Here is a 25211-nt window from a genome sequence, read left to right as displayed (position 1 = left end):
CAGGATTTCATTGCGCAAAGCCTCGGTCCGTGAGATGATTTTCCCATTCCGAGAAGAACATAATGTGGCCTTTGAGAAGGTTTCTCCTATGTTTCTCGCCCCGCTTTCCGTGCCGGATTCCGCCGGATCGGATCTTCGCAACGACATGAGATTTCTGGCTCTCGCGCGGGCGCTGGACGGGGCCTCTCGGGCGACCCGGGCCGAGCAGCTGGCCAAGGGCAATACCGGCGACGTGGCGCTGGACTGGGCGCATCTGCTGGACGAGGCCGAGGCGCTGGCCCAGACCGGCCGCGACCTGCGCCTGCTGGTCATCGTGGCACGGATCATGACCAACATGCGCGGCCCCGAGGGACTGGCCGAGGGGCTGGACCTGCTGGCCGGCACGCTGGAGACTTGGTGGGACCACCTGCACCCCGCCTTGCGGGAAGGCCAGCTTGTGCGCGAAGCCGCGCTGCGCCGCATCAACGCGCTTTACCAGATCGAGAATGCCGATGCGGGGATCCTGGGCGATCTGGAGTTCAATACCATGCTTGCCCCGCGCGGCCTGCCGGTGGTCTCGGGCGGGGATCTGGCGGCGGGCACGGTCACGCCCTCGGTCCTGGCCGCCGAGGGGCCGACCGGCCTTTCCGCCGCCGAACAGGCCGAGCGCGCGGCGCTTCATGACGCAAGGGTGACGCGGGTGCTGACCGCCTGCCGCGCCTCGCGCGACATGGAGCCCGAGGCGGTGGCGGGGCTGGAGGCAGGGCTTGCCGCCTCGCTGGAGGCGCTCGCCCGGCTGGAAACGGCCCTGGCCGCCCGCATCGGGGACGACCCGCCGACCCGCTTTCCGGCGCTGCGGCGGCTGCTGGAGCGGATGGCGGCGACGCTGGCCAGCCCGCAGGCCCAGTTCAGCCATGCCGCGCAGCCGGCGGCGCAGGCGGAAACCGACGCACCCGCGGCGCCCCCCGCCCCGATGCCCGCACCTGCGGCCGTTCCCTTCGCGTCCGTATCAGCGGGCCTGCCGGCAAGGCTGGCCACACGCGCCGAGGTCGAGACCTGTCTCGACCTCATCATCGATTTCTACGACCGCAACGAACCTGCCTCGCCGCTGCCGCATCTGGCGCGGCGGATGAAGAAGATGGTGCCGATGAACTTCCTGCAACTGATGGAGGAACTGGCGCCTGGAGGAATGAAGGAATTCCGCAATGTCGCCGGAGTGGCCGAGGACAAGGGACGCTGACGGCAGGGCGCAATCGGGGCCGGCGCCGGATGGCGCCGCGACAGGGAGTAACCCGCGATGAGCGAGAGCAAGGCCAAGGTAATCGAACGCAATCGCGCCCCAAGGGTGCAGATCGCCTATGACGTCGAGCATTACGGCAGCCCGACCACCATCGAACTGCCCTTCGTCATGGGGGTGATGGCGGATCTGGCGGGCAAGTCCACCTCGCGCGAGGCGCAGAAACCGCCCGCCGAACGATCCTTCGTCGAGGTGGATGCCGGCCGCTTTCCCGCCTTCATGGAGGCGCTTTCGCCCCGCGTCACCGCCCGCATCCCGAACCGCCTGCCCCGCAAGGAGGGCGAGGAGGCCGGCGAGGAAGAGATGTTCGTGGACCTGACCTTTCGCAACATGGGCGATTTCGCCCCCGACCGCATCGCCGAGCAGGTCCCCGAACTGGCCGAACTGATGAAGATGCGCCGCAAGCTTGAGGAACTGCTGAGCTATATGGACGGCAAGGCCAGCGCCGAAAAGCGCATCGCCCAGCTTCTGAACGACGAACCGCTGCTGGCCCGCGTCGCCGAGCAGGCGGTGACCCCCGGCAGCGACGAGACGGAGGGCTGAGCCATGGCCGAACAGGAACTCAAGGGCGCCGGGGCCGCACCCGAAGCCGAAGCCGTCGATCTGGACGAATTCGGCACGCTTCTGGAAAAGGATTTCCGCGTCAAGGAACAGGACGACAGCGCCAAGCTGCGCGAACTGGTCGCGAACCTGGCCCTTGCCGCCCGCGAAAAGGCCGGCAGCGCCACGATCTCGGGCAATGCCGTGCGCTCGATCAAGTCGCTGATCGCCGGCATCGACGAACTTCTGACCGCGCAGATGAACGAGGTGCTGCACGCCCCCGAGATCCGCCGCATGGAGGGAAGCTGGCGCGGGCTGCACTATCTGGTGAACAACACCGAAACCGACACCATGCTCAAGATCCGGGTGCTGAACATCACCAAGGACGAGCTTGCCGACCAGCTCGAGGATTTCGAGGGGCAGATGTGGGACCAGTCGCCCATGTTCCGCAAGCTCTATACCGAGGAATATTCCAGCTTCGGCGGCGCCCCCTTCGGCAGCATCGTCGGCGATTACGAATTCAGCCACCATCCGCGCGACGTGGGGCTGCTGCGCAACCTGTCGGGGATCTGCGCCTCGGCCCATGCGCCCTTCATCGCGGCGGCCTCGCCCCGGCTGTTCCGCATGGAAAGCTGGCAGGAACTGCCCAATCCGCAGGACCTGAAGATGGTCACCTCCTCGCCCGATTACGCGGCCTGGCAAAGCCTGCGCGAAAGCGAGGATGCGCGCTATATCGGCCTGACCCTGCCGCGCGTGCTGGCGCGGCTGCCCTATGGGCCGGACACCATCCCGGTCAAGGGCTTCGACTTCCGCGAGGAAATCGACGGCAGGCACGACCATTACGTCTGGATGAACGCGGCCTTTCCCATGGGGGTGAACATCAACCGCAGCCACAAGCTGTACGGCTGGGGCAGCCAGATCCGCGGCGTGGAATCGGGCGGCGCGGTCACCAACCTGCCGGTGCATACCTTCCCCAGCGACGACGGTTCGGTGGTGATGAAATGCCCGACCGAGATCGCCATCGACGACCGGCGCGAGCACGAGTTGGCCAAGCTGGGGCTGATGCCGATCCTGCATCGCAAGAACACCGATGTCGCGGCATTCCTGGGCGCGCAGACCTTGCAGGATTGCGAGGCCCGCGCCGGGCGGCTGGTCGATCCCGACGCCCAGGCCAACGAGCGGCTGTCAGCCAACCTGCCCTATCTGCTGCCGGTCTGCCGCTTCGCGCATTACCTCAAGGCCATCGCCCGCGACAAGATCGGCACCTTCAAGGAACGCGCCGACATGGAGGTCTGGCTGTCGGAATGGATCAACCGCTATGTGCTGGCAAACACCGCCATGGCCGACGACAAGGCCAAGGCCAAGCGCCCGCTGGCCAAGGCCGAGGTCCAGGTGGACAGCGTCGAGGGCCGGCCCGGCTATTACGCCGCCCGCTTCTACCTGCGCCCGCATTACCAGCTGGAAGGGATCAACGCCTCGCTGCGGCTGGTCTCGGAACTGCCCTCGGTCAAGGGGCCGTGACGCGCTTTGCCCGGGGGCCGCGCCGGCCCCTGCGGCACCGGGCCGGCGGGCGCCCATGACGCGCGCGGCCCCTGACGCGGCCCCGAGGGGCCCCGCCATGTCTGAAACCCGGCTTGCCGAACAGGCCGAACAGGGAGATACGAGATGGCTTTCACCGGATACCTCAAGATCGACGGCATCGACGGCGAATCGCGTCGGGCCGATCACGAAGGCGAAATCGACATCTGGGGCGCCGACCTGAAGGCCGAGCAGAAAAGCTCGGCCGCGACCGGGTCGGGCCGCGTGCGCGGGCGCGCCACCGTCAGCGACCTGACGCTTTACAAATGGTATGACGCCGCCTCGCCCTATCTGGCGCTGGCCTGCATGCAGGGCAAGGCCTTCGAGACCATGGTCTTCACCGTCCGCAAGGATTCGGGCGAGGCGCATCTGGACTATCTGACGATCACCATGACGAACTGCCTCGTCTCGTCCTATTCGATGAGCCAGAGCCAGCCCGCCCCGGAAATCGACACGATCGCCGAGCAGATCAGCCTCTCGTTCGAAAAGATCGCCATCAAGTATGTCGTGCAGGCCGACGACCATTCGAAAGGCGACGAGCACGAGGTCGAATACGACCTGATGGCGGCCAAGTGACCGCCGGGATGCGCGCAGGATCGCCATGGCCAGCCCCGCCCCCGACCGCCCCCGCACCTCCGTGCCCCTCCAGGCGCGGCGCGACGAGGTGCAGCCCAGCCTGTGGGACCGGCTGATCGACGACCTGCCCGCACTGTCGGCCGAGATCGCCCGGCGCGAGGCGGCCCTGACCGCCCGCCACGGCGCCGCGCGCTTGCAGGCGCTGCTGTCGGGCGAGGGGCGCGACGGGCTGGACGCCGACCAGGCGCGCGAACTCGCGGCGCTGGCGCAATTGCAGGCCCGCCACGCCGCCTTGCAGGAACGCGGCATCCTCGTCACCCCGGACGTGCTGCGCGAGGCGGTGCGCCGCGACATCGAGGATCTGTTCGGCATCGAGCGGCTGGAGGTGCGCTATCTGCTGACCCCGGCCGAGCGCCGCGCCGCGCCCCCCGGCATCGCCGGCGGCGCCGAGGATCCGGCCGAGATGCTGGCCGATTTTCCCCATGTCCGTGCCTCGGTCCTGAATTACGGCGTGCCCGCCTTTGCCGGGCGGCGCGCGGGCGATTTCGACCACGAGGCGCTGGCGCGCGAATTGCGCGAGGTGCTGGCGGTGTTCGAGCCGCGCCTGCGCCGCGACACCATCCGCATCGCGGTCGAGCCCGGCACCCGTGTCGGCCTGCGCGTGCACATCGAGGGGCTTTTGCTGATGGCCCCGGCGCCCGAGCGGCTGCGGCTGCTGACCACCATCGACCTGGACACGGGTGCCGCCGCAACGGTGCTGGAGGAGGGCTGATGGACCGCGCCTTCCTTGCCGCCTACGAGGCCGAACTGGACCATATCCGGGTGCTGGCCGGCGAATTCGCCGCCCTGCATCCCAACGTGGCGCGCAACCTGTCGCTGGACGCCGTGCCCTGCCCCGACCCCTATGTCGAGCGGCTGCTGGAGGGCGTGGCCTTCCTGGCCGCCCGCACGCGGATGAAGGTCGAGGCCGAGGGCCAGCGTCTCACCGCCGGGGTGATGGACGCGCTTTGGCCCGACCTGGCCGCGCCGGGGCCGGCCATGGGCATCGGCGTGCTGCAACCCGGCCCGCAGGTGCAGGCCATGGCGGGCGGGCATCCGGTGCCGCGCGGCAGCCGCTTCACCGCCGCCGTGCGCGAAGGGCTGGCCACCCGCGCCACCTATGCCACCGCGCAGGCGGTGACGCTCTGGCCGCTGGCGCTGGGGACGGCGGACTACCTGCCCGACCTTGGCGCGCTGGCCGCCGCGGGCCTTGCCGCGCCGGGGGCCGAGGCGGGCATCCGCATCGGCCTGCACGCGACGGGACCGACCGCGCTGTCGGCGCTGGCGCTGGACCGGCTCGACCTGTGCTTTGCCGGCAGCGCGCGGGCGGGGGCGCTGTTCGACGCGATCTTCGGCGGCGGCCTCGGGGCGCTGGCGCGGCCCGCCCGGCCGGGGGCGGTCGCGCTTCCCCTCGCCCGGCCCGACCTGGTGGGCACCGGCGACGACGAGGGGCTGACCCCGCGCCTGCGCCGCAGCTTCGAGGGCTTCCGGCTGCTGCGCGACTATTTCCTGATGCCGGAACGCTTTCACTACCTGCGGCTGGACGGGCTCGCGCCCGCCGCCCGGCAATGCGGCGAAGGCGTGACGCTGGAGCTTGCCCTGCCGCTTGCCCGCCCCCAGCCGCTGCTGGAGGGGCTGGGCCGGGACGATTTCCGGCTGTTCGCCACGCCGCTGGTCAACCTGTTCGAGAAAGAGTGCAATTTCGTCGAACTCGATCCGCGGGCCACGGCGCATCCGGTCCATCCCGACCGCGCCCGCACCCGCGATTTCGAGGTCTATCGCCTGATCCGCGTCGCCGATGCCGACCGCGAGGGGCAGGACGGGCTGCTCTGTCCCGCCCATGCCCCCGAGGCGCCGCGCCATGCCGGCCCGGTCTGGTGGACCGAGCGCCGCCCCCGCCGCCCGGCCACCGACGAGATCCGGCGCGGCCAGATGCGCAGCTCCCATGCCGGGCACGACCTGTGGATCTCGGTCTCGCGCGCGGACGGGCGGATGCCGCACCGGCTGGACATCCGCGCGCTTTGCACCAATCGCGACCTGCCGATCCTGGACGACACGCCGCGGTTGACCCCCGAGGGCGGCGAGCCGGTGATGCGGGTCGATCTGTTGGGCCCGATGCGCCGACCCCAGCCAGCACTGGCAGGCGCGCCGCCGCAGGCGGGCCAGGGCGGCACCGCGGGCCTGGACGACCTGACCTGGCGGTTGGTGGCGCAGCTTGCCTCGGGCCATCTGTCGCTGGCCGAGGCCGGGCGCGACGGCGCACCGCTTTGCGCGCTGCTGGCGCTTTACGCCGATCGCGGCGATCCGCGGCTTGCCCGCCACGCCCGCGCCGTCGCCGCAGTATCGAGCCGCCCGGTGATCGAGCGGCTGGAGCTGCCCGGCCCGCTGGCCCTCGGCCGCGGCACCGAGATCACGCTGGAGATCGACGAGGCCCCGCTGGCCGGGGCCAGCCGGCTGCTCTTGCCGGCGCTGCTCGACCGGCTGTTCGCCCGGCACGCCTCGGTCAACGCCTTCGTGCGCACCCGCACCCGCCTTGTCCAGAAACAGGAGGAGATGTCATGGCCGATGCGGCCCGGCCTGCGCGCCCGGATCTGACGGGGAACCCGCCCCCACCCGCCGGCATCGAGGCCTTCGCCCTGATGCGGCGGCTGGAATCGCCCGGCCGCCGCTTCGGCCATGCCGGCGGCCCCGAGCAGGAGCCCGCGCGGCTGGGGCAGGAAATCCGCCTGGGCCCCGCCGCCTGCGAGGTCGCGCGCTTCAGCCCCGCCGAAGGCGACGCCCCCGCCCGCATCGCGCTGGAGATCACCGGGCTTTTCGGCCCCGAAGGCCCGATGCCGCTGCATCTGAGCCGCCGCATGCTGGAACGCATGTCCGAACGCTGGTTCGCCGGCTCCGCCCTGCCGGAACCGGGGGCGGATCGCGCCTTCCTGGAGTTCTGCAACCTGCTCCAGCACCGGATGATGGCGCTTTACTATCGCGCCTTTGCCGAGGCCCAGCCCGCCATCGCCGCCGATCACGGGCGCGAGGGCAGGCTTTCGGCGATGATCGCGGCGCTGGCCGGCCTCGGCCTGCCCGGCACCGCCGAGGCGCTGGACGATCCCGCGCCTGCCCTGCGCCACGCCACCGGGCTGGCCAGCCAGATCCGCAGCCCCGAGACGCTGGCGGCGCTGCTGTCGGACCTGCTGGACGCGCCGGTGCGGGTGGCGGAATTCGTGCCGTATTGGCAAGAGATCCCCGCCACCCTGGCCAGCCGACTCGGCCGTACCCATGCCGGGCTGGGCCGGGGCGCGATGCTGGGTCCGCGGGCCTATCAGCCGCAGGCCCGGGCCGAGATCGTCGTCGGCCCGCTGACGCTTGCGCAATACCGCAGGCTGATCGAGGACGGGCCGGCAAGGGCGGCGCTGCGCCGCCTGCTGCGCTTTGTCATGGGCGAAGAGATCGGCTTCGACCTGCGGCTGGTGCTGGCCGCGCCCGAGGTGCCGGCGCCCACGCTGGGGTTGGGGCCGGCGTTGGGACAGACCGGCTGGCTGGGCGGGGGTGCGGGGCGGGACCGCGACGACCTGCGCCTGCCGCTGGATGAAAGGCAGGCCGCCTGATGACCCTGCGCCTCACCATCCTTGCAAGCCCCGTTCCCCAGCCCCAAACCGAATTGCGGCTGGACAGCGGCCGGGCGGAGCTGGGGCGCGAGCCGGGCTGCGACTGGCAGATCGACGACCCCGAGATGTTCGTCTCGCGCCGCCATTGCATCGTCGAGGCCACGGCCGAGGGCTGGACCGTCACCGATACCAGCACCGGCGGGCTGTTCCTCGACGGGGCGGCCGAGCCGCTGGGACCGGGCCGCAGCGCCGCGCTGCGCGACGGAATGCGGCTGCGGCTGGGCGACGTCACTCTGGGCGTGACCGTCGAGACCGGGGCGCAGGCAGCGGCGGCACCCGACCAAGGCATCGGGATCGACCCGTTCTTCGCGCCCCGCGATCCGGCACCGCCGCCGCCGCCGCGCCCGCTGGAACTGCCCGAACCCTTCGAGCGCACGACCGGCCGTTTCGCCCCGCAACCGCCGCCCGCGCCGCCGCCGGGCTTCGACGATCCCTTCATGCTGGACCCGCTGCCCGCCGCACCGCCTGCAACGCCGCCCCAGGCGGGCGACGATTGGAGCTGGGGACCGGCGGGCGCATCGCCGCCCCGGCCCGAACCCGTGCCTGTCATGTCAGCCGCTCTGCCGGATTCCCCTCCCCCTGCCGCCCCGCAACCGCAGCCGCCATCCGACGCGGCCGCCGCCTTCCTGCGCGGCGCCGGGCTGGACCCGGCAAGTGTCGAAGGTGTCGACATCGAGGCGCTTGGCCGCCGCTACCGGATGCTGGCCGAGGGGCTGGTCGCATTGCTGCGCGCGCGGGCCGAGGAAAAGGGCTCGTTGCGCGTCGCCCGCACCACGCTGGGCGCGGCACAGGTCAACCCGTTGAAATTCCTTGCCATGCCCGACGAACAGGTGGCCGCGCTGATCGCGCCGCGCGGGTCGGGCTATCTGGACCCCGACGACGCCATCGCCGAGGCGTTCCGCGACCTTGCCGACCACCGGATGCGCAGCTGGCACGGCTTGCAGGCCGCGCTGCGCCGCATGATCGACCGCTTCTCGCCCGAGGCGATCGAGGCGCAGCTGGCCGATGCCGGGCTGCTGCGGGCGCTGCTGGCGGGCGGGCGCTCGGCGCTGCTTTGGGACGCCTATGCCGCCCGCTGGGCCGAGATCGCCCGCGCCGCCGAGGACCGCTTCCTGGGCGAGGTCGGCGCCGAATTCCGCGATGCCTACGAAACCCCTGACAGGAGCGAGCCATGACAACGATCCTTCCCATCCTCACGCGCCGGGCCACGCTGGCCGGGCTTGGAACGCTGGCGCTGACCGCGGCCTGCGGCGGGCCGACCGGTCCCGGCTCGGTCAACCTGGCCATGTCGGCCTCGGCCGGGGTCAATCCCGGCCCCGACGGCAGCGACCGGCCGCTGACGCTGCACATCCTGCAATTGCGCGGCACCGCCGGCTTCGACGCCGCCGATCCGCTGGCGCTGCAAGATCCAGCAACCGCCCTGGGGGCCGATCTGGTCAAGGCCGAGACGGTGACCCTGGCGCCCGGCAGCAGCGCCGAAAAGGCGTTGGTGCTGGATCCGGCGACGACCGCGGTGGCGGTGGTCGCCGGCTATCGCAACCCGGCCGGCAAGACCACGCGCGCCAAGGCCGCCGTCTCGCCCACCGGCACCGCCAGCTTCACCGTCACCGCCGGGCCGGGCGGCGTCACGATGACACCAGCCTGAAGGGAAAGCGCATGACCGAAGGCAGCCGCGTCTTCTGGTCCGAGGGCCTGTTCCTGCGCCCGCAGCATTTCCAGCAGCAGGACCGCCATGCCGCGGCCCAGTTGCGCGCGCTGCTGCGGGCGCGGCCGCGGCAGGCATGGGGCTTTGTCGCGCTGCGGCTGGACCCCTCGGCGCTGGAGGCCGGGCAGGTCGCCATCGCCGAGGCCGAGGGGCTGTTCCCCGACGGCACCGCCTTTCGCATCCCGGCCGACAGCCCGGCGCCGCCGCCGGTCGCGGTCGGCCGCGCGACGCCCGCCGGCGCGGTCCTTCTGGGCGTGGCGCCGCGCCAGCCCGGCACGGCGGCGGTCGATCCCGCCCATGCCGAGCCGGGCGGCGCGCGCTGGCGCGGTGAATGGACCAGCCTGCGCGACGAGATCCGCGGCGGCACCGAGCCCGCCGAGGTCGAGATCGCCCGGCTTTCGACCCGGCTGTTCCTGCCCGGCGAGGCCACGCAGGGCGCCGTCACCCTGCCCTTGGCCGGGATCGAGGGGCTGGCCGCCGACGGCCGGGTCGCCTTGGCCGAGGGCTGGCTGCCCCCCGCGCTGACGCTGGCCGCCGTGCCCTGGTATGCCGGGCTGCTCAAGGAACTGGTCACCGGGCTGGACCGCATCATCGAGGCGCAGGGCGGCATGGTGCTGGGCGGCGGCGGCCGCTCGGTCGAGAACCTGCTGATCCTGGAGCTGGCCAACGCCGCCCGGCCAAGGCTGCAACACCTGCTCGCGCAGAACCTTGCGCACCCGTCCGAGCTTTTCGCCGACCTGGCCGAGCTGGCGGGGCGGATGGCGACCTATGGTTCCTCGACCCGGCGGCTGTCGCCGCTGCCCGATTACGATCATGCCGACCCGCAGCCGGGTTTCGCCGCGCTGGCGGATGCGCTGCGCTCGCTGATCCTGTCCCTGCGTCATGTCGAGCCGAAATCCCGCGCCCTGCCGGTCGCGCGTCACGCGCAGAACGTCTGGAAGGTGCGCATCGACAATCCCGAGATCCTGCAGAACAGCCGCATCGTGCTGCGCATCGGCTCGGACATGTCTGACGAGGGGCTGATGCAGCTTTTCACCCGCCAGGTCACCGTGGGCGCGGCCGAGGAGTTCGAGACGCTGTGGACCTCGCGCCTGCCGGGCATTCCCCTGCGGCCGCTGCATTCGCAGCCGCGCGAGATCCCCTATGACGGCGACCGGCTGTGCCTGGAGCTGGACCGTAAGTCCGAGCACTGGGCACGGCTGCAAGCCTCGCCGGGCTTCGTGCTGGGCGTGTCCGGCAAGCTGGACCGCGAACCCGAAATCGACTGCTACGCGGTCAGCAGATAGGGGCGGGGGATGGGCGGCGATCCGAACGATCCCTTCGGCCTCGGCGACCCCGGCCGCACCCGGATCCGCCCCTTGGGCGCGGGCCGGCCGCAATCCCAGCCCGATCCGCCCGGTCCGATGCTGCCGCGCCCCGCCTGGCAGGCGCCGCCCGATCCCGTCGCGCCCGAGGCCGCGCCCCATGCCCGGCGCGGGCGGGCGCATCCCAACCCGCTGGTCGCCGCCCATGCCACGCTGCTGGAACTGGCGCCCGAGCTTGAGCGCGCCAATCCCCCCGCCCGCCCCGATGCGCTGCGGGCGCGGCTGCAATCGGTGCTGGTCGAGGGGCGCGACGCCTCGGTCGCCGCCGGCACGCCGCTGAGCCGGGCCGACCAGGGCGCCTGGTTCGTCGCCGCCCTGCTGGACGACCTGGCACTGAACACGCCCTGGGGCGGGCAAAGCGACTGGCCCCGGCAGCCCTTGGTGACGCAGATGACCGGCGAGGTCGATGCCGGCACCCGCTTTTTCGACCGGCTGGACACGCTGATGCGCAACCCGGCGGGCGAGCGCGACCTGCTGGAACTGGCGTGGCTGTGCCTCTGCCTGGGCTTTCGCGGCAAGTATCGCGTGCAGGGCGGCGCCGGCGAAGGCGCGCTGGTGGCGCTGCGCGCGCAAATCGCCCGGCTGCTGCGCGACCCGGAACGCGAGGCCGCGCCGCTGGCCCCGCATGGCGCCGGAGTGGTCGCGCCGGATACGCCGCGCCGATTCGCGGTGCCGCTGTGGACGCTGTGGCTGGGGGCGCTTGGGCTGGTCCTGGCGATCCATACGGGCCTCTCGATGCATCTGTCGGGCAAGGCGGAAAGCCTGTTCACCCAGGCCGCCGGCCTGCCGCCGCCCGACCGCGCCGCGATCTTCCGCCCGGTCCGCCAGACCGTCGAGCCGGCCCCGGAACTGCCGGCAACCGTGATCGACCCGCTGCTGCCCGCATTCGAGGCCGCACTGCCCGCCGCCCTGCGCCCGGCCATGAAGGGGCGCGAGACCTCGGGCCTCGTGGTGCTGGTGGTGCGGGCCAGCGACCCCGAAGTGTTCCGCTCGGCCAAGGCCAGTCTCAACCCGGCCTATCAGCCGCTGGTCGAGGCGATCGGCAGGACCGTCGTCGCCAATGCCCATCGCATCGGCGCGGTCGCGGTCAGCGGCCATACCGACAACGTGCCGGTGCAGCGCAGCAATCCCTTCGCCTCGAACCAGGGGCTGTCCGAGGCGCGGGCCGAAACCGTCGCGCAGGCGCTGGCGGCGGCCGGCGTGCCCGCCGAACTCATCAGCGCCGAGGGCCGCGCCGACAGCCAGCCGGTGGGCGACAACGCCACCCGCGATGGCCGCGCTCAGAACCGCCGGATCGAGATCCGCATCGAGAAGAGGCAATAGATGCGTATCCTCAAGGCCATATTCCGGTTCTTCCTGTCTCGCGGCTTCTGGACCTTCGTCGGGCTGGCGCTGCTGGCGGCAGCGATCTGGTTCTATGGCCCGCTGGTTTCGGTCGGCGAGGCGGCACCGCTGGAAAGCGCCGAGGTCCGCGCGCTCTGCCTGGGCGCCATCCTGGTTCTGTGGCTGCTGATCCTGCTGGTCGGCCAGATCCGCGCCGCGCGGCGCAACCGCATGTTCGTCACCGAACTGGCCGCGCCACCGCCCCTGCCCGACACGCCCGATGCGGCGGCCGAGATCGGCGGCAAGTTCCAGGAGATCCTGGCGACACTGGCGCGCTCGCGCCTGGGCAAGCGGCGCTTTTTGCGCGAGATGCCCTGGTATGTCATCATCGGCCCACCCGGCACCGGCAAGACCACGGCGCTGCGCCAGTCGGGGCTGAACTTTCCCATCGCGCTGAACGACGACCTCAAGGGGGTTGGCGGCACGCGAAACTGCGACTGGTTCTTTACCGAAAACGCCGTGCTGGTCGACACCGCCGGCCGCTATACCGACCAGTCCAGCGAACCCGAGCGCGATGCGGCGGAATGGGCCGGCTTCCTCGACCTGCTGAAAAGGCATCGCGGCCGGCGGGCGCTGAACGGGGTAATCGTCGCCCTGTCGCTGGACGAGTTGCTGGGCCCCGAGGACGCGCTGCGCCGCCACGCGCGCGAGATCCGCAAGCGCCTGACCGAGATCGCCGAGCGGCTGGAGATGCAGCTGCCGGTCTATCTGATGCTGACCAAGGCCGACCGGCTGCCGGGCTTCGAGACGTTCTTCGGCGCGCTGACCTCGGCCGAGCGGGCGCAGGTCTGGGGCGCCACCCTGCCGGTCGACGCCCTGCCCGAGCCCGAGGCGATCACCCGCGAGTTTCGCAGCCTCGCCGCCGTGCTGGAGGGCCGGCTGGACGCACGGCTGGCCGAGGATGCCGACCTGCCGCAGCGCGCCGCGATCTTCCGCTTTCCGGCCGAGTTCGAGCGGCTGGAGGCGCCGCTCCGGCTGCTGATCGACACCGCCTTCGGCGAAAGCCGCTATGAGCAGACGCCCTGGCTGCGCGGCTTCTACCTGAGCTCGGCCACGCAGGAGGGCTCGCCGCTGGACCGGATGCTGGCGGGGATGGCGGCGGGCTTCGGCCTTGCGCCCGCGCCGGTGCCGCATCGCGCGATGGGCGAGCGGCGGTCGTTCTTCCTGCACGACCTGCTGGCCGGGGTGATCTTCGGCGAGGCGGGCTTGGGCCTGTTCGATCCGCGCGCCGAGGAGCGCCGGACATGGATCTGGCGCGGCTCGGCCGTGGCGGCGGCGCTGCTGGTGCTGCTGGCGGGCCTGGGCTTTCTGTTCAACACCATGCGCCAGTCCGGCGCGGTTGCGGACCAGCAGCGCCTGCTGGCCGACCTTGCGGGGCGGCTTGCCAACGCCGCCTCGCGACAGGCCCCGACCGAGCCCCTGGACCTGCCCGTCGCCCTTGACGCCATGACCGAGATCGAGGCGGCCCGGACGCCGGTGCCCGGCGGGCCGCTGGCGCTGATCGGCCCCTCGGCTGCGGCCGAGATCGAGGGCGCGGCCCGGCTGGCACGCGAACGCGGACTGCGCAACCTCCTGGAGCCGCGCATGGTCGCCTTTCTGGAGGCGACGATGTGGCGGCAGATCCGCGACCCGGATTTCCTGCTGGGCGCGCTGAAAGCCTATCAGATGCTGACCGGGCTTGGTCCCTATGACCGCGCCTGGCTCGCGGAATGGTGGCAGGAGGTGCTGCCCGCCTTTGCCGCCGAGACCCCCTTCCCGACCGAGGCCGCGCGCCTGTGGCAGCTTGCCGCGCTGGACCGGCTGGGCGGCGACGAAAGCCGCATCGAGGCCAATCCGCAGCTGGTCGAGGCCGCCTTGCAGGCGATCTGCACCGTGCCCTTGTCGCTGCGCACCTATCGCGCGCTGATGTCCGAACCCGAGATCGCCACCCTGCCCGACTGGATACCGGCGGAAAAGGCCGGGCCGCTGGCGGGGCAGGTGCTGACGCGGCTGTCGGGCCAGACCCTGCGCCAGGGCATTCCCGGCGCCTTTACCTGGCAGGGCTTTCACGGCACGGTGCTGCCGATGCTGCCCGGCATGGCCGAGGCGGCGCTGAACGACCGCAAGGTCTTTGCCGGCGGCTGCGCGGAAAGCGCCGATGCCTCGGCCGCCTCGCTGCAAGCCGACATGATGAAGCTTTACCAGGACGATTTCATCAATGCCTGGGAGGGGTTCCTGCGCGACGTGCGGCTGGCGCCGATCCCCGACCTGGCCACCGCCACCGCGAACCTGAAGGACCTTGCCAGCCCCGACAGCACGCTGAAGCGGCTGCTGAACGCCGTCGTCGCCGAAACCGACCTGGCGCGACCGCCCGAACAGGGCGACAGCCCCGAGATCAATCCCGGCGTGCTGAAGAAGGTGGCCGGCAAGCTGGGCCTTGGCGCCGCAGCCAGGATCGGCACCAAGGTCGCCGCCGCCGCCCGCCGTCCGGGAGAGCCCGAGCCGCCGCCGCCCGGGGCCGAGATCGCCCGGCATTTCGCCCCGCTCAAGGCCATCGTCGCCGAGGTGGACGGCAAGCCGCCGCTGATCGCGGATGCCGAGACGGCGCTGGGGGCGCTGTCCAAGGAGCTTCTGACCGTGCAGGCCAGCCCCGATCCGCAGGCGGCGCTGTTGTCGCGCGGCGGGCTGCCGCAATTGACGGGCGATCTGCGCAATGTCGCGGCCACCCTGCCCGACCCGGTCAACGCCTGGCTGGGCGCCATCGCCGGCGACACGATCAGCGTCACGCGCGAGGCGATCCTGGCCCAGCTCAACGCGCGCTGGCGGGCGGATGTGCTGCCCTTCTGCCGCGCGGCGACGGGGGGGCGCTATCCCTTCGTCGCGGATTCGGCCATCGACGTGACGGTCAGCGACTTCCAGCAGCTTTTCGGACCCGGCGGCCGCTTCGACGGCTTCACCAACGAGACGCTGGCGCCCTATGTCGATACCAGCGCGCGGCCCTGGCGCTGGCGGGCCGACCTGGGGCTGGACGCCCGCACGCTGGCCCCGTTCGAACAGGCCCGCGCCATCCGCGACGCACTGTTTCCGGGTGGTGCCGGGCCGGTCATGGCCTTTACGCTGGAGCCGAAGGACCTGACCCCCAATGCCGCGCGGGTGACGCTGAACGTGGACGGGCAGAGCCTGGTCTATTTCAACGCCGCCGCCCGGCCGATGCCGATGACCTGGCCGGGCAAGGACGGCACCAACCTGATCTCGCTGAGCTTCACCCCGGTGGATGGCACGGGCGAGGCGATCAGCACCGAAACCGGCGCCTGGGCCTGGCTGCGGCTGGTGCGCAAGGCCGGGCTGTCGCCCACCGCGCTGCCCGAGGTCTTTGGCCTGCGGCTGGGCATCGGCCCCTATGCCGCCCGGTTCGAACTGCGCGCGGCTTCGGTCGAGAATCCCTTCGATCTCAGCATGTTCGGTGCCTTCCGATGCCCGGAAGCGTTCTAGGCCCGCAGGCCGGCTTCTGGGGCAAGCTGCCCGCGCGCGGGGATTTCGTCGGCCGCGGGCTGCCCGAGGCGTTCCGCCGCCGCTGGGACCGCTGGGCCGCGACGCATCTGGCCGGGCGCGAAGGCTGGCCCGGCGACTGGCCCCACGACTGGCCCGATGGCGGGCTGCGGCTGCGCATCGCCTCGGGCGGGCGGGCGGCGGCGGGGCTGGTGCTGCCCTCGGCCGACGCGGTGGGGCGGCGCTTTCCGCTGGCGCTGTTCCTGCTGGACGACACGCTGCCCGGGCCCGAGGCGCTGGAGCCCTGGTGCGAGGCCGCGCTGCAAGCCGCCGCCGAACCCGACCCGGATGCGCTGTGGCAGGCGCTGGCGGCCCTGCCCACGCCCATAGGCAAGGCCGATGCGCCGCCGCTACTGCTGTGGCGGCGCGGACATCCGGCGCTGGAGGCCGATCCGGCGGCACCCGAACCGGCCCTGGCGGCGATCTTCAGTTCAGGTTGACCTTGGAGCCCTTGACCGAGGTTTCGCCCGACGCCTTCACGTCGATCTTGCCCGAGCCCTTGATCATGATGTCCTTGCCCTCGATGGTGATGGTGCCGTCCTTTTTCAGCACGATGGCGGCCGAGCCGCAGGTCAGCGAGATCGAATCCGCCGCCACGATGGCCAGCGCCGCGCCCACGTCCAGGGCCATCTTGCCGCCGACCTTGTGCAACTCGTCCGCGCCGACCGTGGTGCCTCGCTTGCCGGCGACGTCCAGCGTCGAATCGCCGCTGATCTTCTCGACCCGGTTGCCGCCCGCCTTGTGGCTGCGGTTGCCGGCGACCTCCACGGTTTCGTTCCCCGCCACGTTGGTCGAGCGGTTGCCGCCCACCTTCCAGCCGTCGTCCGAGGTGATCGCATGGTTCTGCCCGGCCAGCACCGTCACGGCGCGCGCGCCGACGATGGTATTGGTCTGCGCCGCGCCGACATTGCGCGTCTCGGTCGCGGCCACGCTGTCCACCCGCGCCGCCTTGACGGTGATGGTCTGCACGCCGCCGACGGTCTGGCTATGCGCACCGTCGATGGCCTCGGTGGAACTGGCGGCCACATGGATCGTCTCGGTGGCGCCCACGTCCAGGCTGCGATGGCCGCCGACCTTTTCCGTATCGTCCACCCCGATCGAGACCTGGCGGTTCGCGTCGATGGTGGTGAACTTGTCGTGGCCCACGCTTTCGCGGCGGTCGTTGCCGATGGATTGGGTGGCGTCGTTGCCGACATCCTCGATCCAGTCATGGCCGATGCGGCGGGTCTCGTCGTTCTTGATCAGCTCGTTATGGTCCTTCTGCGCCTGGAAATACACCTCCTCGGCGCCGGCCTTGTCCTCGAAGCGCAGCTCGTTCCAGCCGCCGCCGCCGGGCGAGCTGTTGGATTTCCAGCCCGATTGCGTGGCATTGCCGGGCAGGCCATAGGGCGGCACCTGCTCGGCATTGTAGACCCGGCCGGTGACGATGGGCCGGTCGGCATCGCCGTCCAGGAAATCGACGATCACCTCCTGCCCGATGCGGGGGATCTGGATGAAGCCCCAGCCCGCCCCGGCCCAGGTCTGGCTGACGCGGACGAAGCAACTGGAATGCGCGTCGCGCCGGCCCTTGCGGTCCCAGAAGAACTGCACCTTCACCCGCGCATGCTCGTCGGTATAGATCTCGGCCCCCGCCGGCCCCACCACCACGGCGGTCTGCGGCCCGCGCATCGGCCGGCGCGGCGTACGGCGCTCGGGGCGAAAGGGGATGCGGGCCGGGGCGCAGACCAGCCGGACGTGATAGCCCAGCGGATCGCGCCCCTCCTGCCCGGCGCGCTGGCCGGCGCGGACCTGATCGTCCCACATGCGATAGCGGGCGGACAGCACCAGATGGCGGTCGTTCTCGGCCTCGCGCGGGAAACCCGTCAGGGTGAAGCTGCGCCCCGGTCCCGGCGGACGGGCGGTGCCCTCGGCCGCGACGCGCTCGAAGGCGGCCTGCGCCTCTTCCAGCCGGATGCCGGCCAGACGGTCGCCGCGCCCCAGCTCCAGATGGCGGCCGGGATAAAGGTAAGCCTCGCGCCGGTCGCCGGCATGGCCCTCGGGCCGGCTCGCCGTCGCCATCAGGTCCGAGGATGGCTTGAGGAAATCGTAATCGGTCTGCGCAAAACCCCCGATCCGCACCGAGGCGCGCGGCACCCAGCCGGTCAGGTAGTCGCCTTCGCGCGGCGCGCTGGGGCTGTCGGGCTCATAGGCGATCTCTTCGGCGCCCGGCACGGGCTTCATCGCCGCATTGGCATCGGCCAGCACGGTGACATGGCCGTCCTCGCCATGCTCGAAGAAATAGAAGATCCCCTCCTCCTCCATCAGCCGCTGAAGGAAGTCGAGGTCGCTTTCCTCGAACTGGACGCAATAGTCGCGCGGCGGGTAGCTGCCCTCCAGCCGCTTGTCCAGCACCACGTCGGGATAGGCGCGCAGCACCTCCTCGATGATGTCGGGCACCGAAAGGTTCTGGAAGATGCGGTTGTCGGTCGCGAGGCTCGCGAACCACAGCGCCGGGCGCAGAAGCAGCCGGTAAAAGGCGAAGTCGTCGCGGATCTCGGCCAGGCCGAACTCGGCGACATGGCCGTCGAAATGCCGCGGCTCGCTGTCCTCGGCCCCCTTGACGGCAATGGTGGCGCGGGTGCCCAGCAGATCGGCCGGCTTGAGGTCCAGCGTCCTGGCCGAGAAGCGCAGCTCGAAGGCGAAGGGGGCCGAGACCTGTTCCTCGCCCTCCATGCGCTCGAAGGTGACGGGCTCGCCGATGGCGGGGATGGCGACGGTGATCTCGCGGGCGGATGACATGCTGGCCTCCTGCCTCCGGGGCCGGTCGACCGGCCGGATTGCCGGTTCCAGTATGGCGCAAGCCGGGCGGATTGGCGAATGATTACAGCACCTGCGGACAGGCCAGCCCCGCCAGCAGGCGCCGGGCCGACAGCGGGTTCAACGGCCGCTCGAACTCCATCTCCAGAAACAGCCGCGCGCCTTCGGTGCGCAGGTCGATCAGGAAGCGCCGGCCGCCGTCGCGTTCGCGCAGCCGCAGGGGCGCCAGCAGGCGCATCAGGCCCCAGGGGCCGGGCTGCTGCAACCGGGCCGCGCCCTCGGGCGTCGCAAAGCTGACCTCGACCCCGGCGGCGGGATCGGCGCCCGGCCAGTCCAGCGCCACCGCATCCCCCGCCGCGCCCACCGGCCCGCCATGGCCGCCGACCAGCAGCGTGGCCCGGCCGCGTTCGGCCAGAGCGGCGGCCGAGATGCGCAGCCCCGGCGCCAGCGCCGCCCCCGCCGTCAGCGCGCGTTGCAGAAAGGCGGCGCTGTCGGGGCTGAGCCCGGCAAAGCGCGCCTCGGGCTTCCAGCGCCAGGGATCGGCATCGCGGTCCAGCAGGGTGGCGGCGCGTGCGCCCAGGAAACGGTCCATCGCGCCGCCCGGCCCGATCAGGGCGGCGACCGCGGCCGGATCGGCATCGGGGCCTTGGGCAAAGGGGAAACGCCCGGCCAGCGCGGGGGCGCAAAGCGGCAACACCTCGGCCTGCCAGGCGCGGGTCAGCGGGTTGGTCAGGTCGCTGGCCTCGGCCGCGCCGCTTTCGGCCAGCGTGTCCTCGACCAGCCGGCCGATCAACGGCGGCGCGTCGCGCAGCGCCCTGACCGTGCGCGCCCGGGCCTGCACGCCAAGCAGCCGGCGCTGCGCATCCGCCGCATCCGCGTCCATGGCCCCCAGCGCCACGTTCAACTCGGCGAACAGCGCGGCGATCTGGGCGATGCGGCCGCTTTCGACATATTGGATCTCGGGGCCGAAGCGGACGGCGACGGCCAATTGCAGCTCATGCGGGCGGCTGCGGTCGGTGCCGCCCACCTGACGCCAGACCTCGGCGATCAGCGCCGCCAGGGGAGAATCCGGCCGCGACAGCGCCCCCGAGACCAGCACCGCCCGCCGCCGGTCGTCAAAGGAACGCAGCCGCAGGTCCGCAAGCCAGTCCTGCCAGTGCTGCAAGGTCGCGCCCTGCAGCAGCGCCATCACCCGGTCGGGACTGTCGTTCTGCTGGGCCGGCGCCTGGGCGAACAGCGTCGCGCCGGCCTGCCTTGCCGCCTCGACCGCCAGCCCCGCGCCGCGCGCCCGGGCCATGTCCCAGCCGGCGACGGTGTAAAGCCCCGGAATCGGCCGGCCCAGCGGCTGACCCGAGCGGCGCTCGGCGATATCCGCCAGCACCGGCAGCGCCTGCAAGGGGCGCCAGGGCGGCAGCGCCGCCGCCTCGGCCAAGCGGCGCAGTTCCAGAAAGGCGCGCTCGGGTTCGGGCGCCTCGGCCGCCAGGATGCGCGCTTGCGCCAGCAATTCGGCATCGGGCGGCACGACCGGGGTGTCGGGACGGCGCGGCAGGGCCAGCATATGCGGCGCAAGGCCGGCCAGCGCAGGATCGGCGCCGACGCGATCCTCGGCCCAGCCGGCCAGCCAGGCGGGTTGCCATTCCGCCGCACCCGACAGCACCGACCAGGCGCGCAGCGTGTCATAGGCGGCTGCGGGCTCGCCCTCGCCGGCCAGGGCGCCGTCGATGGCGCGGGCCAGCGCCGGCGGCAGGTGGCGGGCGCGCGCCTCGGCCAGCGCCGCCGCCGCGCGACGGGCGGCGTCGCGCCCGGTCAGCCAGCCCAGTGGCCGCACCCGGACCCGCGCCATGCCCGCCGCCACCTGAGCCTCGGCCCGCTGCAACCGATCAAGCCGCGCGCCCAGATCGGCGAAAGGCGCATCGCGATCCAGTCCCGCCGCCACCGCTTCGGCCTGAAACAGGCGGTCGAGCGCCCGGCTTTGCCCGGTTTCGACCCAGAACGCCCAGCCCAGCGCGGCAAGCAGCCATGCCCCGGCCAACACGGCCAGCATGGCGCCCCAGCCCGCCGGCCGGCTGCGGTCCAGCGCCTGGCGCCGCGCCTCGGTCCGGGCCAGGCAATCGGCAACCAGGTCGCGCACCGGGTCAAGCTCGGGCCCGCCGCGCCGCAGGGCCTCGGCCAGGCTGGCGCCGTCCATGGCGCCAAAGCCGCGCGCAGCGCCCTGCCAGCCCGGCAGCGCCGGATTGGCCGCGCCCGCATCCTGCAAAAGCAGCGCCAACCCGGCCCGCGCCGCCGCCACCGCCTGAGGCGGCAGGCCCGCGCGCAGCGCCTCGGTGCCGAAGCGGTCCAGCAGCACCCGCGCATGGCCGGCCAGCGCCGCCATGTCCTCGGCCACCCAGGGCAGGCGCTCGGCATAGGCCAGCACCGGCTGGGCCAGCCGCCCGGCGACGGCGGTCAGAGCTTCCCTTCGGCCTGCCATTTGCGCAGCGTCTCCTCGCCGACCTCGAAATGCATCGAATCCTCGCGGCTGTTATAGGCGGCGCCCCAGAACCAGCCCTCCTCGTTGAAATACTCGGCCAGGATCAGCAGCCCGAACTGCGTCGCGCCATCGGCAAAGGGGTCGAGCTGCCCCTCCAGCGTCAGGTCGATGGCCGTGCCCCAGGAGTGGTTCGAGATCGACCGGGTCGAGCCGCGGATCAGCCGCGCGCACAACCCCCCGGCCGTGCCCAGCTTGGCATGGATGTCGGGATCGCTTTCCCGCAGCCGCTCCAGCACCCGCGACAGGCTGTCGAGCGCGGGCTTCAGCATGGTCACGGTGATCGGCCCGACCTTGCGCGTCTCGATCAACCCCCGCAGCCGGGGATTGGTCACCGGCTGGCAATCGGTGTTGTAGCTGTCGCGCGGCTGCCCCAGGATCGCCAGCATCGTCGCGTTGCGCGGCTGGGTGATGCCCTTGTTGAAGCGCGACTTCGCCAGCCGCATCTGCTCGGTCAGCGCCTCGGTCGGCGGCGGGCTTTCGAAATCCTCGCCGCCCAGATCGGCCGGGGGCGCGACCTGGGGCGGCGGCGCGACCGGGGCGCGGTTCGCCACCAGGCTCAGGTCGTCGCGCAGCTGCGCCAGGTCGGCGCGCAGGCCCTGACGTTCCACCCGCGCCTCGGCCAGCGCCTCGCGCAGCACGGCCAGTTCGGCCTCTTGCCGGGACAGGCGCAGCTCGGTCGCCTGGTCGGCGCTGTCGAGAAACCAGGTCGTGACCGCAAAGGCGATGGCGCCGATCACCACGCCGATCGCCACGATGATCGGCGCGGCCAGCGTGCCCGCCGGCCGGGGCGCGCGGGACAGGCTGCGCCCCGGCGGCGCCTTGCGCGCGGGCGGGGCCGTCGGCGGGACGGGACGGCGGCCCATCTCAGCCCGGCCCGATGTCGACGACGATGACCGAAACATTGTCGGGCGCCCCCGCGGCCAGCGTCTGCTGCACCAGCCGGGCACAGGCGGCATCGGCGGGCGTGCCGGCACCCGGCGCGGCGCCGGGGCGGGTGTCCCGCAGCGCCGCGGCCAGCGCATCGTCGGGCAGCACATGCGTCAGCCCGTCCGAACACAGCAGCAGCCGGTCCCCCACGACCAGGTCCAGCGCGACGAATTCCGGCGCCGCCCCCGCCCCCACGGCGCGGGTAACGATATTGGCCTGCGGATGGCCGCGCGCCGCCTCGGGCGCCAGCCGGCCGGCATCCACCCATTCCTGCACCAGCGAATGGTCGCGGGTCAGCAGGGCCAGCCCGCCGTCGCGCAGCAGATAGGCCCGCGCGTCCCCCGCCCAGGCCAGCGTCAGCCGGCCGCGCCGGATGATCGCCGCAACGGCGGTGGCGCCGATCACCGCACCCTCGCGCCGGCCCCGCTCTGCGATCAGCACATCCGCCGCCGCAAAGCGCGCGGCCAGCGCCTCGGCGGGTTCTTCGCTGTCGGCGATGGTTTCCAGCGCGTCGATCACCCGGTCCGAGGCATAGCCGCCCAGCCGGTGTCCGCCCATGCCGTCCGCCACCGCCCAGACCCGGCCCGAGGGATCGACCAGGATCGCGTCCTCGTTCTGGTCGCGCACCGCGCCGCGATGGGTCAGCCCGGCGCCCCGAACCGACAGCCCGCGCCGGGTGGTGGGACCGTTCACCGGGTGATCCTTTGCAGGCAAGGCAACCTCATCCCGAACAATCGCGCAAGAATTGAAAACATCCTTAGTTTAGCGTAAAATATTATTTCAGGGATGCAGTTTTTTATGGTGATTCCCGTGCTGCGGACTGGTCTAGCCATATTGTGCGGCATTTGCCTTCTGGCCGGCTCTGCCCAGGGCCAGGACTTGACCGAAGAGCAGATCCTGCAACGCTTCGAGGCGCAGCGCGAGATGTATCGCGCCACCCTTCAGGGCCAGAAGACGCGCGGGCTGGACATGATCTCGGTCACGCAGGGCGGCGAACAGGGCGCGACCGAGGCGACGGAGCCGTCCGGCACCGTGGTCTTTGGCGAATTCGCGCCCGAGCTTCAGGTCAATATCGCGATCCGCTTCGCCTTCGATTCGGCCAGCATCGCGCCGGACCAGCGCCCGGCCCTGGAAAGGATGTGCTCGGCGATGCGGCAATCGGATGTCGGGCTGTTCCGCATCGTCGGCCATACCGACGCAAAAGGCAGCGACAGTTATAACGAAACCCTTTCGAAGCTGCGCGCCGAAGAGGTGCGCCGCTGGCTGGTCCAGGATTGCGGCATCACCGCCTCGCGGCTGGAGGCGCTTGGCATGGGCAAACGCTTCCTCGCCAATCCCGCCGATCCGGCGGCCGCCGAAAACCGCCGGGTCGAGTTTCAGGCATTGAGCTGACGAACGACCGCACCGCCGGAGGTTCCGGCGGGATACCGACGACGCAAAGACATTCGACGGCCTGACGAAACAAGGACGACGGCCATGTCGTCGCATTGATCGGGGGAGGCAGGAAAGTGACACTCGCAAGACGCGGCATCCGCCTGCCACGCCCAACCGCCCCCGCAGCCCTGATAACGGCGCTTGCCGCCCTGGCCCTGCTGGCCCTGCCCACCGGGCCGGCGCGGACCCAGACCGCAGGCCAGATCACCCAGGACAGCTATCAGCCGCCGATGCAGCGCCTGTCGGGTTCGGTCGTGTTCAGCGGCTCGCCGGGGCTGGCCGCACCCCCGGGCGCGGATCGGCTGTCGATCCGGCTGGCCGATGTCCGGGTCGAGGGCGCTCTGCCCGGCAGCGAGGCCGAGGTCGCAGCGCTGCGCCAGCGCCTGACCGGCAAGCGGATCGCGGTCTCCGAGATCTTCGCCGCCGCCTCGGACCTGGAGGCCGCCTATGTCCGCAACGGCTATGTGCTGTCGCGCGTGGTCATCCCCGCCCAGACGCTGGAGGATGGCGGCGCGCTGCGCCTGACCGTGGTCAGCGGCTTTGTCGAGAGGATCGATTCCAGCGCCGCGCCGCCCGGCCTGCGCGCCCGGCTGGACGCCATGACCGCGCCGCTGGTCGACCGCCCGACGCTGCGGCTGCCCGATATCGAGCGACGGCTGCTGCTGGCCGGCGACATGTTCGGCGTCGCGCTGGGATCGGCACTGTCCACCGGCGCCCGGCCCGGCGGGACGATCATCATCCTGAACCCGCAGTTCCGCTCGGTCACCGGCTTCGTCGGGCTGGACAACAGCTTCTCACGCGAATTGGGGCGGTGGAACCTCAGCGCCGGGGTCGAGCTGAACAACCAGCTCGGCCGGGGCGAGGTGTTCTATCTGCGCGCCTCGGGCCATCCCAGGCTGGGCGATGACGGCTATTTCAGCGACCGGCCGCAATTGCGCACCCTGGCCGGCGGCGCGGTGCTTCCGCTGGGCCATGACGGACTGACCTTCGGCATCGAGGCGGCCAGCTCCAGGACCGGACCGGACACGGGCGCGGTGGCCACGGCCTCGGATTTCGACCGGCTGTCCTTCAGGCTGTTCTATCCGGTGGTGCGCTCGGTCAAGCGCAACATCTCGGTCACGGCGGCGCTGGACCTGCAACGCGACCGGCAGGATCTGGAAACCGGCGCCGGCGATTTCGGGCTATACAAGGACCGCACCCGCGTCCTGCGCCTGACCGGCGAGGGCAACTGGCAGCTTTCCGACCAAAGCGCCCTGCGCATGGCGGCGGTGCTGTCGCTCGGGCTGGACGCCCTGGGCGCGCGCAGCGCTGCCGAAGCGACGCCGGCCCTGCCGCTGTCGCGCGACGGCGCAGACGCGGATTTCCGCAAGCTCGAGCTGTCCTTTCGCTATGACCGCGATTTTCGCCAGGACTGGAGCCTGGCGCTGTCGGGGCAGGCGCAAAGCGCGTTCGGCGACCCGCTTCTGTCCAGCGAGCAGTTCGGCATCGCCTCGACCGAGGGGCTGTCGGCCTTTGACCTGGGCAGCCTGTCGGGCGATTCCGGCTGGTTCCTGCGCGGCGAGGTGGCGCGACACTTTCCGACGCAGGGCTTCGGCCGCCCGCTGGTGGTCAGCCCCTATGTCTTTGCCGCGGTGGGCGCGGTCAATCTGGAAAACCCCTCGGCCGACGAGGCGGCCCGCATCAAGGCCACCTCCTTCGGCATCGGCGTCGATCTGCGGCTGATCCGCGACCCCAGCTATTCCTCGGCGCTCATCAGGTTCGAATACGGCAAAGGGAACAGGGACGATGGACAGGAAGATCCCTCGCGTTTCACGATCGTCAGTTCGTATCGCTTCTAGCCCCCGGCGCCGGCTGTGGGCGGCGCTGCTCATATGCAGCG

The 25211-nt window shown here is 71.7% G+C and carries 19 protein-coding genes; 15 read left to right on the top strand and 4 right to left on the bottom strand.

Annotation, left to right across the window (positions count from 1 at the left end):
• The first annotated feature begins 34 nt into the window (after positions 1 to 34).
• From BLT64_RS08095 to tagF, 13 genes are all read left to right on the top strand, one after another.
• Positions 35 to 1219: a type VI secretion system protein TssA gene (locus BLT64_RS08095; RefSeq protein ID WP_049792333.1), complete on the top strand. Its 1185-nt coding sequence runs from the start codon at positions 35 to 37 to the stop codon at positions 1217 to 1219.
• A 57-nt stretch (positions 1220 to 1276) separates the two neighbouring features.
• Entirely contained in the window at positions 1277 to 1819 is a 543-nt protein-coding gene (gene tssB, locus BLT64_RS08090) for a type VI secretion system contractile sheath small subunit (RefSeq protein WP_011748723.1), read from the top strand.
• Positions 1820 to 1822: 3 nt separating this feature from the next.
• Positions 1823 to 3337, top strand: a complete 1515-nt coding sequence (gene tssC, locus BLT64_RS08085) for a type VI secretion system contractile sheath large subunit (RefSeq protein ID WP_011748724.1) — start codon at positions 1823 to 1825, stop codon at positions 3335 to 3337.
• A gap of 144 nt (positions 3338 to 3481) precedes the next feature.
• Positions 3482 to 3970, top strand: coding sequence for an Hcp family type VI secretion system effector (locus BLT64_RS08080; RefSeq protein WP_011748725.1), 489 nt, complete (start codon positions 3482 to 3484; stop codon positions 3968 to 3970).
• A 25-nt stretch (positions 3971 to 3995) separates the two neighbouring features.
• On the top strand, positions 3996 to 4742 hold the full coding sequence (locus tag BLT64_RS08075) for a type VI secretion system baseplate subunit TssE (protein ID WP_011748726.1): 747 nt from the start codon (positions 3996 to 3998) through the stop codon (positions 4740 to 4742).
• A complete protein-coding gene (tssF, locus tag BLT64_RS08070; protein ID WP_011748727.1) occupies positions 4742 to 6604 on the top strand; it encodes a type VI secretion system baseplate subunit TssF in 1863 nt (620 codons plus the stop codon). The genes BLT64_RS08075 and tssF overlap by 1 nt, the downstream gene beginning before the upstream one ends.
• Positions 6568 to 7605: a type VI secretion system baseplate subunit TssG gene (gene tssG, locus BLT64_RS08065; protein ID WP_011748728.1), complete on the top strand. Its 1038-nt coding sequence runs from the start codon at positions 6568 to 6570 to the stop codon at positions 7603 to 7605. The genes tssF and tssG overlap by 37 nt, the downstream gene beginning before the upstream one ends.
• The gene (tagH, locus tag BLT64_RS08060) at positions 7605 to 8840 is read left to right on the top strand and encodes a type VI secretion system-associated FHA domain protein TagH (protein ID WP_011748729.1); all 1236 of its coding nucleotides are present in this window, start codon (positions 7605 to 7607) and stop codon (positions 8838 to 8840) included. Before tssG ends, tagH begins: the two co-directional genes overlap by 1 nt.
• Positions 8837 to 9310, top strand: coding sequence for a type VI secretion system lipoprotein TssJ (tssJ, locus tag BLT64_RS08055; RefSeq protein ID WP_011748730.1), 474 nt, complete (start codon positions 8837 to 8839; stop codon positions 9308 to 9310). The genes tagH and tssJ overlap by 4 nt, the downstream gene beginning before the upstream one ends.
• An 11-nt stretch (positions 9311 to 9321) precedes the next feature.
• Positions 9322 to 10656, top strand: coding sequence for a type VI secretion system baseplate subunit TssK (tssK, locus tag BLT64_RS08050; RefSeq protein WP_011748731.1), 1335 nt, complete (start codon positions 9322 to 9324; stop codon positions 10654 to 10656).
• 9 nt (positions 10657 to 10665) lie between these two features.
• A complete protein-coding gene (gene icmH, locus BLT64_RS08045) occupies positions 10666 to 12057 on the top strand; it encodes a type IVB secretion system protein IcmH/DotU (protein WP_011748732.1) in 1392 nt (463 codons plus the stop codon).
• Positions 12058 to 15588: a type VI secretion system membrane subunit TssM gene (tssM, locus tag BLT64_RS08040; RefSeq protein WP_011748733.1), complete on the top strand. Its 3531-nt coding sequence runs from the start codon at positions 12058 to 12060 to the stop codon at positions 15586 to 15588.
• Positions 15570 to 16085, top strand: coding sequence for a type VI secretion system-associated protein TagF (tagF, locus tag BLT64_RS08035; protein WP_011748734.1), 516 nt, complete (start codon positions 15570 to 15572; stop codon positions 16083 to 16085). Before tssM ends, tagF begins: the two co-directional genes overlap by 19 nt.
• Here the strand turns inward: tagF and BLT64_RS08030 are convergent.
• The 4 genes from BLT64_RS08030 to BLT64_RS08015 form a co-directional block, all read right to left on the bottom strand.
• Positions 16072 to 18423, bottom strand: coding sequence for a type VI secretion system Vgr family protein (locus BLT64_RS08030; protein ID WP_011748735.1), 2352 nt, complete (start codon positions 18421 to 18423; stop codon positions 16072 to 16074). The two genes, tagF and BLT64_RS08030, sit on opposite strands and share 14 nt — an antisense overlap.
• A gap of 82 nt (positions 18424 to 18505) precedes the next feature.
• Positions 18506 to 20911, bottom strand: coding sequence for an ImcF-related family protein (locus BLT64_RS08025; RefSeq protein WP_011748736.1), 2406 nt, complete (start codon positions 20909 to 20911; stop codon positions 18506 to 18508).
• On the bottom strand, positions 20887 to 21834 hold the full coding sequence (locus BLT64_RS08020) for a M15 family metallopeptidase (RefSeq protein WP_011748737.1): 948 nt from the start codon (positions 21832 to 21834) through the stop codon (positions 20887 to 20889). The genes BLT64_RS08025 and BLT64_RS08020 overlap by 25 nt, the downstream gene beginning before the upstream one ends.
• Before the next feature lies 1 nt (position 21835).
• Entirely contained in the window at positions 21836 to 22591 is a 756-nt protein-coding gene (locus BLT64_RS08015) for a PP2C family protein-serine/threonine phosphatase (RefSeq protein ID WP_041529969.1), read from the bottom strand.
• 186 nt (positions 22592 to 22777) lie between these two features.
• On the opposite strand from BLT64_RS08015, the gene BLT64_RS08010 reads away from it, so the two are divergent.
• Positions 22778 to 23290 carry an OmpA family protein gene (locus BLT64_RS08010; protein ID WP_232290469.1) on the top strand — a complete coding sequence of 171 codons (513 nt, stop codon included), beginning with the start codon at positions 22778 to 22780 and terminating at the stop codon, positions 23288 to 23290.
• A 116-nt stretch (positions 23291 to 23406) separates the two neighbouring features.
• Positions 23407 to 25170 (top strand): ShlB/FhaC/HecB family hemolysin secretion/activation protein, encoded by a 1764-nt coding sequence (locus BLT64_RS08005; RefSeq protein ID WP_011748740.1) that lies wholly within the window; start codon positions 23407 to 23409, stop codon positions 25168 to 25170.
• Positions 25171 to 25211 lie beyond the last annotated feature (41 nt).

The sequence above is a fragment of the Paracoccus denitrificans genome, assembly GCF_900100045.1.
Lineage (GTDB): Bacteria > Pseudomonadota > Alphaproteobacteria > Rhodobacterales > Rhodobacteraceae > Paracoccus > Paracoccus denitrificans.
The sequence above is the reverse complement of the archived record's forward strand: the minus strand, read 5'-3'. Positions and strand labels throughout refer to the sequence as shown.

What these genes read in the sequence shown, in the direction of transcription:
- tssJ (WP_011748730.1), top strand. Translation starts at nt 8,837, where the DNA reads ATGACAACGATCCTTCCCATCCTCACGCGCCGGGCCACGCTGGCCGGG.
- tagF (WP_011748734.1), top strand. Translation starts at nt 15,570, where the DNA reads ATGCCCGGAAGCGTTCTAGGCCCGCAGGCCGGCTTCTGGGGCAAGCTG.
- BLT64_RS08030 (WP_011748735.1), bottom strand. Translation starts at nt 18,423, where the DNA reads ATGTCATCCGCCCGCGAGATCACCGTCGCCATCCCCGCCATCGGCGAG.
- BLT64_RS08075 (WP_011748726.1), top strand. Translation starts at nt 3,996, where the DNA reads ATGGCCAGCCCCGCCCCCGACCGCCCCCGCACCTCCGTGCCCCTCCAG.
- tssK (WP_011748731.1), top strand. Translation starts at nt 9,322, where the DNA reads ATGACCGAAGGCAGCCGCGTCTTCTGGTCCGAGGGCCTGTTCCTGCGC.
- BLT64_RS08095 (WP_049792333.1), top strand. Translation starts at nt 35, where the DNA reads ATGATTTTCCCATTCCGAGAAGAACATAATGTGGCCTTTGAGAAGGTT.
- tssB (WP_011748723.1), top strand. Translation starts at nt 1,277, where the DNA reads ATGAGCGAGAGCAAGGCCAAGGTAATCGAACGCAATCGCGCCCCAAGG.
- icmH (WP_011748732.1), top strand. Translation starts at nt 10,666, where the DNA reads ATGGGCGGCGATCCGAACGATCCCTTCGGCCTCGGCGACCCCGGCCGC.
- tssF (WP_011748727.1), top strand. Translation starts at nt 4,742, where the DNA reads ATGGACCGCGCCTTCCTTGCCGCCTACGAGGCCGAACTGGACCATATC.
- BLT64_RS08080 (WP_011748725.1), top strand. Translation starts at nt 3,482, where the DNA reads ATGGCTTTCACCGGATACCTCAAGATCGACGGCATCGACGGCGAATCG.
- tssG (WP_011748728.1), top strand. Translation starts at nt 6,568, where the DNA reads ATGGCCGATGCGGCCCGGCCTGCGCGCCCGGATCTGACGGGGAACCCG.
- BLT64_RS08020 (WP_011748737.1), bottom strand. Translation starts at nt 21,834, where the DNA reads ATGGGCCGCCGTCCCGTCCCGCCGACGGCCCCGCCCGCGCGCAAGGCG.
- tssC (WP_011748724.1), top strand. Translation starts at nt 1,823, where the DNA reads ATGGCCGAACAGGAACTCAAGGGCGCCGGGGCCGCACCCGAAGCCGAA.
- tssM (WP_011748733.1), top strand. Translation starts at nt 12,058, where the DNA reads ATGCGTATCCTCAAGGCCATATTCCGGTTCTTCCTGTCTCGCGGCTTC.
- tagH (WP_011748729.1), top strand. Translation starts at nt 7,605, where the DNA reads ATGACCCTGCGCCTCACCATCCTTGCAAGCCCCGTTCCCCAGCCCCAA.
- BLT64_RS08025 (WP_011748736.1), bottom strand. Translation starts at nt 20,911, where the DNA reads ATGGCAGGCCGAAGGGAAGCTCTGACCGCCGTCGCCGGGCGGCTGGCC.